This window comes from Hyphomicrobium denitrificans ATCC 51888 (assembly GCF_000143145.1).
Lineage (GTDB): Bacteria > Pseudomonadota > Alphaproteobacteria > Rhizobiales > Hyphomicrobiaceae > Hyphomicrobium_B > Hyphomicrobium_B denitrificans.
The window spans coordinates 2,190,779-2,205,379 of record NC_014313.1 but is presented as its reverse complement, the minus strand read 5'-3'; the positions used below and the strand labels follow the sequence as shown (position 1 = coordinate 2,205,379).

The following is a 14,601-nucleotide window of genomic DNA, read 5'->3' as shown; positions in this document are numbered from 1 at the left end:
TTTCATGGAACAGCGAACCAAGTGCGCCGGACGGGAGCTTCAGCAGCACGGAGAAGCCGGGTTCGTCATGCTTGTCGTGCTCTGGGTCCTGACAGCGGCAACGATCCTCGTCGTCTCGTTCAATGCAGCGGTCCGCAGCAGCGCCGCGTCAGCAACGGCCGAAGTGGACTGGACCGTATCGGAAGCGCTGCTCGATGCAGGCCTCGAAGTCGGCGCCGCGCATCTCGTCGATCTCAATGAGAAGCAACGCTGGCCGGGAGATGGGACGCCGCACGCGATTGCGTTTGCCGGTGTGAAACTTGTCATCACCGCCACGGATGCAAACGCGCTGATCGACGTCAATCAGGCAGATGAAAAACTGTTGCGGTCATTTTTGCGCAAATTCTCGAGCGCGCCCGCCGAAGCCGATCGCCTGGGTTCGCTCATCATGGAGGCGCGTGAGGCGGCGGTGAACACGAACTCTCAAACACCTTCGAAAACGAATGATAACGCGTCGCAGGACACGTTTCGCGCGCATATGGCGTTCGCCGACGTATGGCAGCTTGGGCGAACGCGCGGCGTTCCCGAGAGACTGTTTAAGCGCATCGAACCCTATCTGACCGTCTACAGTGCCGAAGGCACGATCAATCCGGCGACGGCGCCCGAGAAAGTGTTGGAGGCCATTCCAGACATCAATCGCGCCGACTTGGTCAAGCTCAAGTATTCCAGCAGAGACGCATCGAACGACGTTCTGGACAAAGCACGGTCCTACCTGACGGAGCAGCGCGGCCCCGCGTTCATCATCAAAGTCAGCGCTCAGCGCACAGGCAGCAGTCACCGCGTCGAGCGCACGTTTGCGATCGTCACTGGCATCGATACGGCGGCACCATATCGATTGCTCGCGAAGTGGCCCACGGTGAGCGCGTCAGCGGAGAAGATGTGATGGCGCAAAGCGCAGACCGATTTGGCCGAATTCACCGCTTCTATGCGTGGTGGATTTATGAACTGAGCAGCGTGCTCACGCGCAAGCAGGCTAAAGAGCGGCCCTGGCGGACAATGCTTTATCAAAGCGCCGACGGCCTGCGTATCATTGCGAACAGCGACGGCCGGATCAAAGAAATTGCGATGCTTGCCCACGATGCAGGTAGCGATGCGATCGCGGACGCTAGACGAAGCGTGATTGGAAAACGGGACACCAATCAGATCCTGCTCCGGCTTGCACCCAGTCAGGTTGTGAGACGGACGCTGCGGGTTCCCCGCGCAGCAGCGGACCTGCTCAGCTCAGTCGTCGAGAACAAAGTCGAGACGATTGTCGCCTGGCCGGTAGAGAATACCTATTTTGGCTATCGCGTCGTCGCTGACGATCCGGCATCGAGTGATCAGATCGACACGGAAATCATCGCGACGACAAAAACGCTCGTCGATAGCGCGCTGCAAAGAGCGCAAGAGCTCGGGCTTTCTCCAAGAGCCGTCGATTTTGCCGAGGCACCGGAGGATGCCTCACAGGTCGAAATTCTGAAGTTGGAGCAGGATCCGGTCACGAGAACGGCCGCGCGCGTGAAAGTCGCGCTCGCAGGACTTGTTATTTGCAGCCTGCTTGCCGGGGGATTTGGGCTCTATCGGCTTTGGGATCTGCAAACGCAGTTCGACGAACTCGACGGTAAAATCGCGGCTGTCATGTCCAAGGTCGACGACATCAAGAAACTCAACGACGAGAATACCAAGATCAAAGATCAGCGCGAGCGTTTGGCCAAAATGAAATTGGACAACCGTCCCGCCATGGAGTTGATCGAAGCCCTGAGCCGCGCGCTTCCGGATACGGCTTATCTCGATGAATTTGAAATTCATGACGGCGAGGCGCGCATGGTCGGAAAATCAGCAGATCCGACGGGCTTGATCGGAGAACTTGAGAGCACGCCCGAATTTGAGGATGTGCGGTTCGCGGCGCCCACCACGCGCGAGGATGGTCAAAAGCTTGGAACATTTTCGATCGTTGGAAAAATCCAAGCTGAAGGAACACCGGAGAAACGTCAGTGATGCCGCTTGGAAGAACATACAAGGCTTATGCGGCCGTCGCCATTTTGATAGCGCTGCTGGCCGGCGTCGCGGCGCTTGCGGCGGTGCCATTTCTGCAGGTTGCGGGCCTGGAAGACGAGATTGCCGAAAAGCAGAAACTTTTGCCGGAGTTGCGCGCCAAGGTCGCGCATGAGGACAAGTTGCGAAAGGAGCATGAGGAGCTTTCGGCACTCGGACAGGACAAGAGCCTGCTGCTCGAGGGCGACAAGACAGGTGTCGCCGGTGCGAATTTGCAGAGTCTCGTCAATTCGCTGGTGGCAGCAAATGGAGGAACGGCCTCCAGCATTCAGATTCTTCCGCCCAAGGAAGACGGCAATCTGATGCGAATATCCGTGAGCGTATCAATCAACGTCGGGACGCAAGGCCTCCGCGATATCATTCATACGCTTGAGACAGGAATGCCGCTGATCTTTATCGACGACGTCTCCGTGCAAGCCATTCACGATGATTTCCGCCCGCCCGAGCCTCATTACATGGGGCCTCTCGAAGTGACTCTGCAGGTGAGCGGTTTCGCGGCTCAAGGCGGAGGAGCTTCCTGATATGACGAAGCTTCGCCCGTTGTTGCTCGCATTGGTGTCGCTTGGCCTTGCGGCGCTCGTAGGGTTCGATAACCGCGACATGCTGATGTCGATGTGGAGTAATCGCGGCACAGTTGCGGAAGCGGCGCATGAAGGCGCAGCCGCGAACAATGGGCAAGCCGAGCAGGTCGCTGCCGATGATGATGCAGCTCAACCGGAGAATGACGCGTTACGAACAGGCAATCCGCTCGCATCGTTTGAGAAGGGCGCGCTCAAGAATTGGGTGCAACGGCCGTTGTTCGCGCCGTCTCGCAAGCCGCCGCCGCCCGCGGAGGTGAAGCAGGCGGTAGCCCCTCCCAAGCCTCCGCCCGACTATCAACTGATCGGCGTGCTGCTCAATCAGAGGCGTACGATAGCTCTGTTGCGGAGCGAGAATTCCGGTGCTCAGTATCGTGTCGAGGTTGGCGACATGATTGGCGGATGGCTCGTCAAATCAGTCGAACGCGATACGGTCGTGCTGAAACGCGATGAAGACACGTCACAGGTTATCCAATTCAAGAAAGCATGTTCCAAACCCGACGATCCTAAGTGCTCGTAACGCTTAGTGCGCTACAGGCGGGCGACTAGGGCATAGGCGTAGGCTCCGGTGCCGGCGCTGATTTCATCGGCTTGGAACGATCGACGACCGCAATCAAAATCTTCTCAACACCTGTCACGTTCTTCGCGGACCGCACCAGCATGTAGTTTTGATTGCGCAGCAAACGCTCGAAAATTTTGGGTAAGTTGCCTTCATAGGTCGCGGTGATCGGCTCGTCGAAAGCGGGATCGTCGCTAGCCGAAATCTCTATACCGTATTTGTCGCGCACGGCCTCGAGAACGCTCCGGATCGTCGCGTTATCAAGTTTTAGCCGGATGCTTTGACGCGGATTTTCGCTTTCAATCGTAACGCCGTCGGCGCGCGCATTCGAAGGGAGCGTCAACGACGCTGACGCCAAAATCAAAAACAGGCGAAGACTTCGAATTTTCACATTTGATCTGACGGATAACAACATGGAGCATCTCGCACTGAGGATTAATAACACCCCGCGTCCAACATGCACTTGTCGAAGCGCCAATTGTCGAATCCCCAACGCTCATAAGACCAAGGCTCCCAGCCTTTCCCCATCAGCGCATCGCAACGATACATAACCTTCATGCAGCGCTGGAAATTCTGGCAAATGCCTTCATGCCGATGCTTGTGATAAACGCCGAGCCGTGGATCCCAGCCGAACATAGGGCGGCAATGAAAGCCATGCACCAACTGCACTGCAGCGCCAGGTAGTGTCGAAGCGGAATATTTTGGCAAGCCTAAAGAATTGGCGGGACCAGCAAGAATTGCGATCGACGCGAAACTGAAAAGGGCACTTTTTGCCAATTGAAGACACTTTCTGCAAATCGCCAAAGCCATCTCCATATTTCGCGGATTCGAATTCCAAACCGTAATAGAGTCATTCACGACTGCGGAATGACTTGCAAGGGCGGTTTTGGGCCGAAATAAACCGCAGGCCCGATTGCTTGCTGATCGTCACATGGAGGCAACGGGACTACACCGCTGGACCCGTACAGAGGCGAAAATATCGCGGGGCAGACCGAGCACATCGGAATCAACAATAAGGCGGCAGCGGCGGGAATCCGGCCGATCCTGCGCTTTCCTTTCATCCTTAGCGCCAACGGACGTCAGGCAGCTATGCCCCGCAGTCGCCTTGAAACATCGCTGACATCGCGGCTCAGGCAGCTAGGCCTTCGTGCTTCAACGCAAGATGAACCGTCGGACGCGCTTTCATCGCTTCCGCCAGCTTTTTCAACGCATCGGGTACCTTGACGCCGTTTTTCTCTGCCCAAAGCAGCATGACGAAGAGATAGGCATCGGCGACCGTCATGTTGTCTCCGAAAAGATAAGTGCCGGACGTCGGTTTGTGCTTGGCGAGGAACTCGAGACGCTTCGCTATCGCGTCCTTCGCCGCTTGTTTTTCTTCCGCAGTTGAGTTGGCGCTAAACAGAGGCTTGAAGGATTTGTGGACCTCGCTCGAGATAAACGCCAGCATTTCGAGCAGGCGATACTTTCCGTGTTTGCCGGGTGCTGCGAGCGTTGAATGACGATCCGCAATCTTCGTCAGAATGGCGACGTTCTCCGTAAGCACGTCGCCATTATCGAACTGTAGCGCCGGGACATAGCCCTTCGGATTGATATCCTTGAACGAACGTCCGTCCTCGAGTGCATGTGTTTTGAGATTGACTTTCACAAGATCGAATTTCTCGCCCGCCTCATGCAATGCAATGTGACTGGCGAGGCTGCATGCGCCAGGCGAATAGTAAAGTGTCAGCATGATGAGGCTCCATTGTTCGGGATGAGCGCAAGGCAATTCACAAGCCGCCGCGAAGCGCGAAGGCTGCGCGTTGGAGATATGAATTGCATTAGAAATTATAAGCGAACCGGGTCGATTTTCTGTCGATTAATGTCCGGAACGTTTTGAGCCGCTCAGCCGTTTTTTCTGTCCCAACCATGGAGACTGATCAAATGGGTAATGACCAGAAACAGGGCCACCAGCAGCAGGGTGGCGAGCAGCGTGGTGGTCAGCAGCAGCAGAGCCACGAACGCGACAAGCAGCATGAGAAAGAGCAGAAGAAGCAGCAGGGTGGCCAGGAAAATCGCCCCGGCCATCAGCAAGGTTCCGAGCATCGGAACGACGAAAGAAAGCGCTAACGAAATCGACACCCTGGCTCAATCGCCAGGGTGTTTTCCTATGATTACAAGTGTAGACCGCAGCTTGCTGATCGTCGTGGGCGAGTGCGCACACTGATGAAAATCTTTTAATAATAATCGCTGTTTTTATGACTTTGCGGGCTGGAACCAATCGCAGACGCGCCCTGTTGATGATGTGAAGACCGGTGTATCCCCCTGCACCAAAAGCCAGCGCACCCCCGGCTGGTGGTCTTCATTTGCGAAGAGGCTCAGTCTGCCCCCGGACTGGGCCTCTCCTCGTTCCGCTTCCTCACCATTACGTTTGCTTGCTTGGCAGGCGCGCTCGGCGCCGAATTGATCGCAAGCAAAAAGGGCTCGCAGCAATGCTACGAGCCCTCGTTTTTGAATTCGCTTCTCTCAGCTTACGCCAGCAAGATGATGTCGACGACTTCAAAAGTGTCGGGATCAATAATAGCGATCCGGTTATCGTCGATCTGGATGTACTCATATTCGCGATATGCCGGTACGATCTCGACCACAGCCAGCGGCACCGGATATAAATGCACCGTGCGCGGCAGCCGCACGCCGACATTCACTGCTACACCGAGATCACGGACTGGCGCGACGCGATGGCTGCTGAACGCCGAGCGCGCTCTGCTGCGTTGTTCAGTTGTGACGCTAGCGATCGATCCGCGATGTCCTTCCGCGCGACCTTCCGTGCCCTGACTCGCGCCGCTCGACGCGCCACCGCGGTCTTCTCCGCGCGCCTCGTTCCGGTTGCGATCCCGGTCTCCCGAAGCATTTCGATTTTTCATATCGGAATCGCGGTCGCCTCGGGCGTTGCGGTCTGAATTCCTTTCAGATCGATCAGCACGATTTCGCTGCATATCGCGATCGCGATCGGAGCGGCTTTCAGACTGCTTTCCGGTCCTATCTTTCTCGTGTCCGGGAGCGTACTCACGCGCGGACCCTTCGGATTTCATGTTGCCGGGCGCACGCTCATTGGCCGGCCCACTGCCTTTTTCATGTCCCGGCGCATAATTCGAGCCCGACGAGCCTTCGCTTGCGCCGGACGCTCCGCCCATACGCTCATGCGAGGATCTATCTGACATACCCGCGCCTGCGCCGCCTTTGTCGGCGTTCGGCGCGCCCTGCGCAAACGCCATTGGCGCGCCGATCATCAACGCGGCAATTGCAATTGAGGACTTCAGCATTTTCGTCTCCTTGTGAGATTCCACTAACCCGCAGTCGGGGAGGGAAACCGGGAAACGCTTCTGGCTGTTCCTTCAATTGTTGTTACGCTGATCAAAAGCGGCGCACGTTCATGAGCTATTCACATTGCGAACACGCTCTGCGGAGCTGACTACTTTTGCAGCGGCTCAGCGTCCGGCTTGTGGGGATCGTCGATTGGAATGGGTGCCGGCTGCGGCGGCTCCGTGGGTTCCGGCGGCAAGGGCGGTAACTGTCCAGGCTCTTGCGTCGGAAAAGGATTGGTCGGGGGATCGTGTTCGTTGCCCATTCTCGGAACTCTCCAGCTGTCGCTCGTCACGTGACGCGCACCAGTCGCGTCTCGTGTTAAGCGCGCAGCTCAAGCTTGGAGTTCCGACGGTGTGACGGCTAGCTGACACGACGCAAATAGCCCGCTGGGGGGCGGCCAGCGGGCTATCGCGCACGCTGAACATTAAACGTCCATGCTGCCGTCGTCGTCCGACCAGTCGTCATCCTGCTCGTCCTGCATGTCGTCGAGCGCAGCATCGTCGGCAGCGAGGTCTTTCCGCGCTTTATCGGCGTCGTCTTGCGCGTCCTGCGCATCGTCCTGAGCGCGATCAAGCTTGGCCTGGGTTTCGCTGGCCGATGCCGAACTGCCGCCACCGAAAAGATTGCGAATGCTGTCCGCGATGAACATGCCGCCGGCAACGCCGGTCGCTGTCGAAAGCGCAGTGCCGAGAAAGCTGCCGGTGCGCGACGGTTGCGACGCCCACGGGCTTTCAGTGGCTCGCGCAGGGTCGGGAGATGTTTCGGCATCCGCATACCGGCGGCCGGTCTGGTAGCTGGTCTGCGCGCCTGTCTGCGGCACCGATGAGCCGCCGAGAAAACTGGATGAACCGCGCGACGCACTGGCGCTGCGATCTTCGCCCGCGGCCTCAAGCTCCTTGATCCGCGCTTCGGCGCGATCCAGCGCCTGCTGCTGCACGAGCACGCTTTGCGTCAGATAATAGGGAGCGTCTGGAAAGCGAGACAGAATATCTCGAATGAGCTGTTCCGCATCCCGATCCTTCGGCCCGCCGCTTGCGCTTCGCAAGCGAGCAAACAAATCCTCGATGAGATGTTGCTCCTGAGAATCCATGACAGGGGCTCCTTCGCCGTTGTGCGCCACGCCGAATCCGCACGGCGATTGTTATGTAGGGTGCGGAACGGCGGAAGAAATACCGCCGCGATTACATTTCGGTCAGACGACTCTTGTTTCGTTGAGTTCGTGAACCTGGTTGTCGAACGAGCGCGCGGGGCTCAGCGCTGAATCGGCTTCAGGAAAGCTGACGCGCGATTGTGCGCGCGAGCGTCGCGCGTGAACGCGGTTGTCATACGGCAAAGAGCGCCGCGACGCCTTCCGCTGTTTGGCCTAGGCCGCAGCATCGCGCTTCTGTCGTTGGTCTGGGTCGCGCGCGAAAATCACCGGCGCGGCGCCGCCGCTCGCAAGCGTCAGCGCGTTGCGGAGCAAAGCGATTAGCGTTGCTCGGTCTGCGATCCGAGGGTCGCGATATTCTCGCCCGTGTGATCGAGCGTTTCCGCGATGAGCGCGATCGGCGCCTTCGACGGAACGGCACGGCGCACGATTTGCGGAGCCGGCCGACGTACAACCCGGCGCTCCGGCGCGGCCGAGGCGATCTTCTTATCGGAAGGCTTCTTCTCTGACGGCTTCGGCATCGCGCGCGCCAGCCCGCCGCCAAGGCCCATGTAGCCGCTCATCCATGTCGTTTGAACGGCGACGGTTTCGTCGATCGTAAGGCTCTGAGCCGCGAGATCGCCCGGAATGACGGACGCCGTCGCAGCGAACACCCCAGTCACGACCAGAATTCGAGGAAAGGTCACGGTGGTCAGCCCGGTGCAAGAGACAGCTCCGGGGAATTCAAGGTGCTTCGGGTAAACAAATAGTTAATGCGCGGAGCGAAGCGGGATACTTGGTTCCAGACCGGACGCGTCGATCTTGCCCTTGCGATCCGGTGTCGGAAGAACCGGAGTCGAAGCTTTGGCGAGTTCCGCATCGATATCGACGACGGTGCAGCCGGAGACACGCATCGCATCATTGATGCTGTTGGCCTCGCGCCGCATCTCCGCGAGCTTTTGCGTCTTAGGCTGGTCGATATAGGGCTTGCCTTGCATCAGATCGAAGACGCCCGAGAGCGTGTCCGGAACCGACTGCTCTTTCTCCATCACGCTCTTCAGGCTCTTCATGTCGCTGATGCGCTTCGACAGGTAGCCGCTCATCTTGGTGCACGGATCGCCGGGTATGGCGGGCTGCGCTTTGTGCTTGGCGGAGCAGGGCGTGCTTAGCATTCCGATGCTCGAAATCAGCATCGCGCCCAAGGCGGCGTGAAGACGAAACGAACGTCGCTTGAGCGGCAAGACTTTCATCGCGGTCGGTCCTTTGTTCGTCGTCTCGCCGCGCGAGTAATGTGCGGCGTCGATTTTTTACGCGACGGCCTGGCTCGAAATTGCGGCCACGCGACGATGCAGAGCTGTGTCTTTATTTCGGGCGCCAGAGTTGCCCGCACGCGCACTCCGTATGCAAAGAAACCAAGGGTTTGCTGCCCTTTCTCACGGCCGACTGTCGCTTGAAAGTCACGCGTCCGCGCGCCGCGACCTCGCCCGGCTCGACATAAATAATATGTTATAATATACGAAACCTAGATCGCGGCATATGGGGGCCGCTCTCGAGGAATTGGGGGAAATGATGCGTAGGTATGTTGGACTGACTGTGGCCGCTGTGGCGTTGGGGCCAATCTCGCCAACGCTTGCGCAAGAAACGCACGCGCAAGCCGCAACGCCTCCGGCATCTGCGAACCAGCAGGCGCAATCGAACTCGCAAACCGTCGGCGCTGAATTGCCGTCGGTAGTCGTCGTTGCGCCGAAAAAAGTCGCCACATCGAAGCCGAAGTCGCGGAAGCCAAAAAGGAATGCCCCGACAGGACTGAAAGCCGCAACATCGAAGCCGGTGGCGCCGCAATCGGTATCGTCACCTGACTCCGGAAACGACGATGCTGTTTCGGCGGCAACCATTCTACCGCCACCCGGAACGCTCATAACCGCGCAAACAGGGACGCAGGCGACAACAGTTACGAATGCCCGCAATATCATTCCGACGCACGGCGCAACGCTCACCGACACGCTGGATCAGCAGCCGGGCATTGCCGGTTCCACGTTCGCGCCAGGCGCAAATCGCCCCATTCTCCGCGGGCTCGACAACAACCGCGTGCGAATTCAGGAAAACGGGATCGCGACAGGCGACGTTTCCGACATCAGCGAGGATCATGCTTTTCCGGTCGATCCCTATAGCGCCGACAGCGTCACGGTGTTGCGCGGACCTTCGACCATTCGCTACGGATCGCAGGCGATCGGCGGCGTCGTCAGCGCCGAAAACCAGAGAATTCCGACCTACATTCCGTACGGCGGCTTCACCGGACAAATCACCGGCGGATTGAGCTCCGTCGATAACGGACGCGACGGAGCGTTCAAGGCGACGGCAGGCTCGCAGGGCTTCGCCATCCACGCCGACGGTTTCGCGCGCCATGCCGACAATTACGATACGCCGGAAGGCCGTCAGGAAAACTCATTTCTCGACAGCCGCGGCGCGTCGATCGGCGGCTCCTTTATCGGCCGCGATGGGTTCCTGGGCGTCAGCTACACGCGTTTCGATAGTCTTTACGCAGTGCCCGGCATCGAGGCTGCGGAAGAAAAATCGCGCATCGATATGGGCCAGGACAAGATCAACGCCAAAGGTGAATGGCGCGCGCCGGAAATGGGCATCGCCGCCGTGCGCGGCTGGTTCGGCTGGACCAACTACGCGCACAACGAACTCGTTTTCGAGGCGGACGAGGGGAGCGACGCCGTCGGCTCGCGCTTCACGAACCGATACACGGAAGGCCGTGCTGAAATCGAAACCGTGCCTTTTGCGACCGCGTTCGGCGCACTGACGAGCACCGCCGGCATTCAGATCAGCAACCGCCAACTGGCCGGCATCAGCTTCGAGGGCGACAACCTGCTCGAGCCCAACACGACGGATAGCATCGGCGGCTATCTGTTCGAGGAACTGCGCCTGACGCCTGCGCTCCGGCTACAGGCCAGTGGCCGCGTCGAGAACGATAACGTCAGCGGATCGATGTATGCGGATATCATGAACCCGCTACCCGACAGCCTTGTCGCCGAGCGCAAATCGTTCACGCCTGTCAGCGGCAGCCTCGGATTGCTCTATGACCTGCCGCACGGCATCGTGGCGCGGCTCACAGGAACCTACGCCGAGCGCGCCCCGGTTGCGCAGGAACTCTTTTCGAAAGGCGCGCACGAGGCAACGGAGACGTTCGAGATCGGCAATCCGGACATCGGCATCGAGACGTCGAAATCAATCGAGTTTGGTTTCAACAAAGCCGTAGGCCGCTGGCGGTTCGATTCATCCTTCTACTACGCGAAGTTCGATGGCTACATCTTCCGCGATTTCACCGGCGCAAAATGTGACGATACGATTGCCTCGTGCGGTTCCGGCAGCGAACTCGATCAGGTGATTTTCAATCAACGGGACGCGACGTTCTATGGCGTCGAGCTGGCGACCGAATACGACGTTGCTCAGATCTGGAACGGCATCTGGGGCGTCTCGGCGCAGTACGATTTCGTGCACGCCGAATTCTCGAACGGCGAGTACGTGCCGCGCATGCCGCCGCACCGGATCGGCGGCGGGCTCTACTATCGTGATGACGCGTGGCAGGCGAAGGTTTCATCCCTCTACGCATTCAATCAGAACGATATCGCCCCGCACGAAACGCCGACTGCTGGCTACACGCTCGTCAACGCCGAGATCAGCTATACGATGACGTTGAACGGCGAGGGCGGTATCGCGCCGAAGCTTATCATCGGGCTCAAGGGCGAAAACCTCTTGAACGAGGACATTCGCAGCAGCGCGTCGTTCAAGAAGGATGAAGTCCTGCAGCCGGGTGCGAACGCACGATTGTTTGGCACACTCGTCTACTGAATAGAGAGAACATCGCCAGTCATGCGTTACGTGCGACTGGCGATGATGTGTCCCGGCAAGCGAGAGCTAATGACCGCCAGCGCCTGCGGGGATCGCGGCGGGTTTGCGCATCAGCAACGTGAACAGCCCGGCCGTCGCAAACAGGATTGTCAGGAACAGGAAGACGTCCGCGAACGACAGCACGTTGGCCTGCTTGCGCACGAGCATCGCGAGCTGCTTCAACGCCGTCAGATCGCCATCGGGCATCACTTGCGACATGGACTGCTGCATGTTTCTGAGCTGATCTTCCGCCACCGCCCGGCCCCACGCAACGTTCTCATGCAGGCGCTCAAGATGCAGATCGAGGCGCTTATTGAGCAGCGTGTTGATGACCGCGAGGCCAACCGCACCACCAAGGTTGCGGGTGAGGTTGAACAAACCGGAAGCATTCTTCAATTGCTCCGGCGGCAGCGTTCCGAGTGACAGATTATTGATCGGTACCATGCACAACATCAGCGACGAGCCACGCAGGATTTGCGGAATGAAAAGCTCCCAGAAGTCCCAGTCGGCGGTGATGGCCGTCGTCCAGTAGGTACCGGCAGCGAAACCTGTGAATCCGATCAGCATCATCACGCGCGGATCGAGCACGCTCGCCAAACGTCCGCTGATCGGCGCGGTGAGGAACATCGCGACGCCCGTGACGAACATCGTCTCGCCGATCATCAGCGCATCGTAGCCGCGCACCTGCGCGAGATAGACCGGATAAAGATAGGTCAAGCCGTAAAGCCCGATGCCCATCGTGAAGCTGAAGGCCGAGCCGAACGCAAAGTTCCTGTCTCGAAAGGCGCGGAGCTCGACAATCGGTTCCCTCGCAGTCGCTGCCCGCCAGAAGAATACGATCGCGCCGACAACCGTCAGAACCGCGAAGGTCGCGATGGTGCTGTCGTCGAGCCAGTCGTAGCGCGGGCCTTCTTCGAGAACGTACTCGAGCGAGCCGAGCATCACCGCCATGCCGGCGAGCCCGACGAAGTCGAAGCGTCCGAACAGCGAATGATCCGGCTTGTCGAAATCGACCAGGAAATACACGGCGATAGCGACCAGAATGCCGGGCCCGACATTGACGAGAAACAGCCAGTGCCAGGAAAACGCATCGCTGAGATAGCCGCCGACGGTCGGGCCGATGGTCGGCGCCAGCGTCGCGACGAGACCGATGATCGGCGACACGATGTTGCGCTTCGACGGAGGAAAGAGCGAGAAGGCGACAGCAAACACGCTCGGTATCATGCCGCCGCCGATGAAACCCTGCAGCGCGCGATAGACGATCATCTGATCGATCGTCGTTGCCGTCGCGCAAAGCGCGCTCGCGGCCGTGAAGCCGATGGCTGCCGACAGAAACAGCACGCGCGTCGAGAGCGCACGCGCCAGAAATCCCGACAGCGGAATCATCACGACTTCGGCGATCAGATACGCCGTCTGCACCCACGGAATTTCATCCGAGCTTGCGGAAAGCCCGGCCTGAATTTCGGACAGCGACGCCGACACAATTTGAATGTCGAGGATTGCCATGAACATGCCGAACACCATGGCCATGAAGCCCGCGAGCTGGCGCGGCGTAACGCCGATCCATTCGAGCGTACCCGGCGGTACGTCGGAAGCAGGATTGGTTCTTGGTGTGTCTGATCGGCTCATCACCGTCACCTTCAGGTAACGCGATCTCCAGGACTAATTCGATGCGTGCTGCTGCTCGGCGGTCTTAGGCGTCGTGCGCGTGTCGATATCGACGACCACCGACAGCCCCGGCCGCAGCCGGCCTTTGGCTTCCGATGCTGGAACCTCGATGCGCACGGGCACGCGCTGCACGATCTTGGTGAAGTTGCCGGTCGCGTTTTCCGGCGGCAGCAGCGAGAACTGCGACCCGGACGCGGGCGCGACGCTGACGACCTTGCCCTTCAACACCGTTCCGCCAAGCGCATCGACCTCGACGTCGGCTTCCTGACCGACGACGATGGGACCAAGCTGCGTCTCCTTGAGGTTGGCGTCGACGTAGACCTTGTCGAGCGGAATGATGGCAGCGAGCCGCTTCGCCGGCGTCACGTAGTCGCCGACCTGCACGTTCTTGTTGCCGATGATGCCGTCGAACGGAGCGCGGATGACGGTGAAGGAAAGATCGCGCGCCGCTTGCTCGACGGCGACCTGTAACTCCTTCGCAACCTGCGTCGCCTGTTCGCGCTGCGCATGCAGAAGCGCGATGTTCGCGTCCGCCGACTGGATCGCGGCCTCGTTGGCCTTGACTTGCGCGCGTGCGGAATCGCGAGCGGCGATTGCGGCGTCGAGCGACGCCTTCGTCGCGTAGTCTTTCGCCGTCAGCGCATTCGTGCGGGAGAAATCAGCTTCCGTCTTGATGACGTTGGCTTTCGAAGCGTCGATCTGCGCGCGCGCCTGCGCCGCTGCGGCTTCAGCCGCTTTGATCTGAGCGTCGAACGTTGCGATAGCCGCGTTCTGCGTCGCGAGCTTGGACTTCGCCTGGTCGAGGGCCAGCCGGTAATCGCCGTCGTCGAGGCGCACGAGAACGTCGCCGCCTTTGACGAACTGGTTGTCGGCAACGGGAACATCGGCCACGTAAGCGGAAACCTTCGGCGAGACCATCGACATATGCACACCGACGTAGGCGTCGTCCGTCGAAACGATGAAGCGGCCGACGGTGATGTAGTGATATCCGGCCCACAAACCCGCCATTAGCGCCAGCGCGCCGATGCCGATGAAAATCGGCTTCTTGCGTGACGCAGGTTTCGACGCATCCTTGCTCGCAGCCGGAGAAGTGCTCCCGCTTTCGCGGGCTGTCGCGGGCTCGCCCGAGTCGGCGCGCGGCGAGGCATCGGCTTTCATGGCGCCGGCTTCTGAAGCCTCGGGAGCGCTGCTCGATTTTGCGAGGGAATGAATGCGCCCGCTGCCGGATTGCTGGTTTTGGCGGTGCGAGTTCTCGTCCGAGGGGTGATCGAGGACGGTCTGCAAAGTTCCTCGCGCCATGGGTAAATTCCCTTGTCTCGAAATGAGTAAATAAACCGTACGGTTCAGTTCGGACTTGA

15 protein-coding genes are annotated in these 14,601 nt (G+C 59.3%); 5 read left to right on the top strand and 10 right to left on the bottom strand.

Annotation, left to right across the window (positions count from 1 at the left end; translation table 11 throughout):
• Positions 1-4: 4 nt before the first annotated feature.
• Genes HDEN_RS10600 through HDEN_RS10585 form a run of 4 tightly spaced genes read left to right on the top strand, consistent with a single transcriptional unit; the run spans position 5 to position 3,171 of the window.
• Positions 5-922, top strand: coding sequence for a type II secretion system protein GspK (locus HDEN_RS10600; RefSeq protein WP_013216107.1), 918 nt, complete (start codon positions 5-7; stop codon positions 920-922).
• On the top strand, positions 922-2,016 hold the full coding sequence (locus tag HDEN_RS10595) for a PilN domain-containing protein (RefSeq protein WP_013216106.1): 1,095 nt from the start codon (positions 922-924) through the stop codon (positions 2,014-2,016). The genes HDEN_RS10600 and HDEN_RS10595 overlap by 1 nt, the downstream gene beginning before the upstream one ends.
• On the top strand, positions 2,016-2,594 hold the full coding sequence (gene gspM, locus HDEN_RS10590) for a type II secretion system protein GspM (RefSeq protein WP_013216105.1): 579 nt from the start codon (positions 2,016-2,018) through the stop codon (positions 2,592-2,594). Before HDEN_RS10595 ends, gspM begins: the two co-directional genes overlap by 1 nt.
• A gap of 1 nt (position 2,595) precedes the next feature.
• Positions 2,596-3,171 (top strand): hypothetical protein, encoded by a 576-nt coding sequence (locus HDEN_RS10585; RefSeq protein WP_013216104.1) that lies wholly within the window; start codon positions 2,596-2,598, stop codon positions 3,169-3,171.
• 25 nt (positions 3,172-3,196) lie between these two features.
• Here HDEN_RS10585 and HDEN_RS10580 read toward each other — a convergent pair whose 3' ends face one another.
• The 8 genes from HDEN_RS10580 to HDEN_RS10545 all read right to left on the bottom strand — a co-directional run bounded on the left by HDEN_RS10580 (position 3,197) and on the right by HDEN_RS10545 (position 8,928).
• On the bottom strand, positions 3,197-3,688 hold the full coding sequence (locus tag HDEN_RS10580; RefSeq protein ID WP_150103240.1) for a hypothetical protein: 492 nt from the start codon (positions 3,686-3,688) through the stop codon (positions 3,197-3,199).
• Positions 3,646-4,020 carry a hypothetical protein gene (locus tag HDEN_RS18180; RefSeq protein WP_150103239.1) on the bottom strand — a complete coding sequence of 125 codons (375 nt, stop codon included), beginning with the start codon at positions 4,018-4,020 and terminating at the stop codon, positions 3,646-3,648. The genes HDEN_RS10580 and HDEN_RS18180 overlap by 43 nt, the downstream gene beginning before the upstream one ends.
• 319 nt (positions 4,021-4,339) lie before the next feature.
• Positions 4,340-4,939 (bottom strand): glutathione binding-like protein, encoded by a 600-nt coding sequence (locus tag HDEN_RS10570; protein WP_013216102.1) that lies wholly within the window; start codon positions 4,937-4,939, stop codon positions 4,340-4,342.
• A gap of 152 nt (positions 4,940-5,091) precedes the next feature.
• The gene (locus HDEN_RS18370; RefSeq protein WP_013216101.1) at positions 5,092-5,328 is read right to left on the bottom strand and encodes a hypothetical protein; all 237 of its coding nucleotides are present in this window, start codon (positions 5,326-5,328) and stop codon (positions 5,092-5,094) included.
• Positions 5,329-5,717: 389 nt separating this feature from the next.
• The gene (locus HDEN_RS10560) at positions 5,718-6,509 is read right to left on the bottom strand and encodes a DUF1236 domain-containing protein (RefSeq protein WP_013216100.1); all 792 of its coding nucleotides are present in this window, start codon (positions 6,507-6,509) and stop codon (positions 5,718-5,720) included.
• Between the two features lie 467 nt (positions 6,510-6,976).
• On the bottom strand, positions 6,977-7,642 hold the full coding sequence (locus tag HDEN_RS10555) for a DUF2076 domain-containing protein (protein ID WP_013216098.1): 666 nt from the start codon (positions 7,640-7,642) through the stop codon (positions 6,977-6,979).
• A gap of 377 nt (positions 7,643-8,019) precedes the next feature.
• Positions 8,020-8,385: a hypothetical protein gene (locus tag HDEN_RS10550; protein WP_013216097.1), complete on the bottom strand. Its 366-nt coding sequence runs from the start codon at positions 8,383-8,385 to the stop codon at positions 8,020-8,022.
• A 63-nt stretch (positions 8,386-8,448) separates the two neighbouring features.
• On the bottom strand, positions 8,449-8,928 hold the full coding sequence (locus HDEN_RS10545) for a hypothetical protein (RefSeq protein ID WP_013216096.1): 480 nt from the start codon (positions 8,926-8,928) through the stop codon (positions 8,449-8,451).
• A 286-nt stretch (positions 8,929-9,214) separates the two neighbouring features.
• On the opposite strand from HDEN_RS10545, the gene HDEN_RS10540 reads away from it, so the two are divergent.
• The gene (locus HDEN_RS10540; protein WP_245256616.1) at positions 9,215-11,536 is read left to right on the top strand and encodes a TonB-dependent receptor; all 2,322 of its coding nucleotides are present in this window, start codon (positions 9,215-9,217) and stop codon (positions 11,534-11,536) included.
• Between the two features lie 66 nt (positions 11,537-11,602).
• Here HDEN_RS10540 and HDEN_RS10535 read toward each other — a convergent pair whose 3' ends face one another.
• Both HDEN_RS10535 and HDEN_RS10530 read right to left on the bottom strand, forming a co-directional pair.
• Positions 11,603-13,204: a DHA2 family efflux MFS transporter permease subunit gene (locus HDEN_RS10535; protein WP_013216094.1), complete on the bottom strand. Its 1,602-nt coding sequence runs from the start codon at positions 13,202-13,204 to the stop codon at positions 11,603-11,605.
• Positions 13,205-13,237: 33 nt separating this feature from the next.
• Complete coding sequence (locus HDEN_RS10530) at positions 13,238-14,542, bottom strand: HlyD family secretion protein (RefSeq protein ID WP_013216093.1); 1,305 nt, start codon at positions 14,540-14,542, stop codon at positions 13,238-13,240.
• Positions 14,543-14,601: the final 59 nt, after the last annotated feature.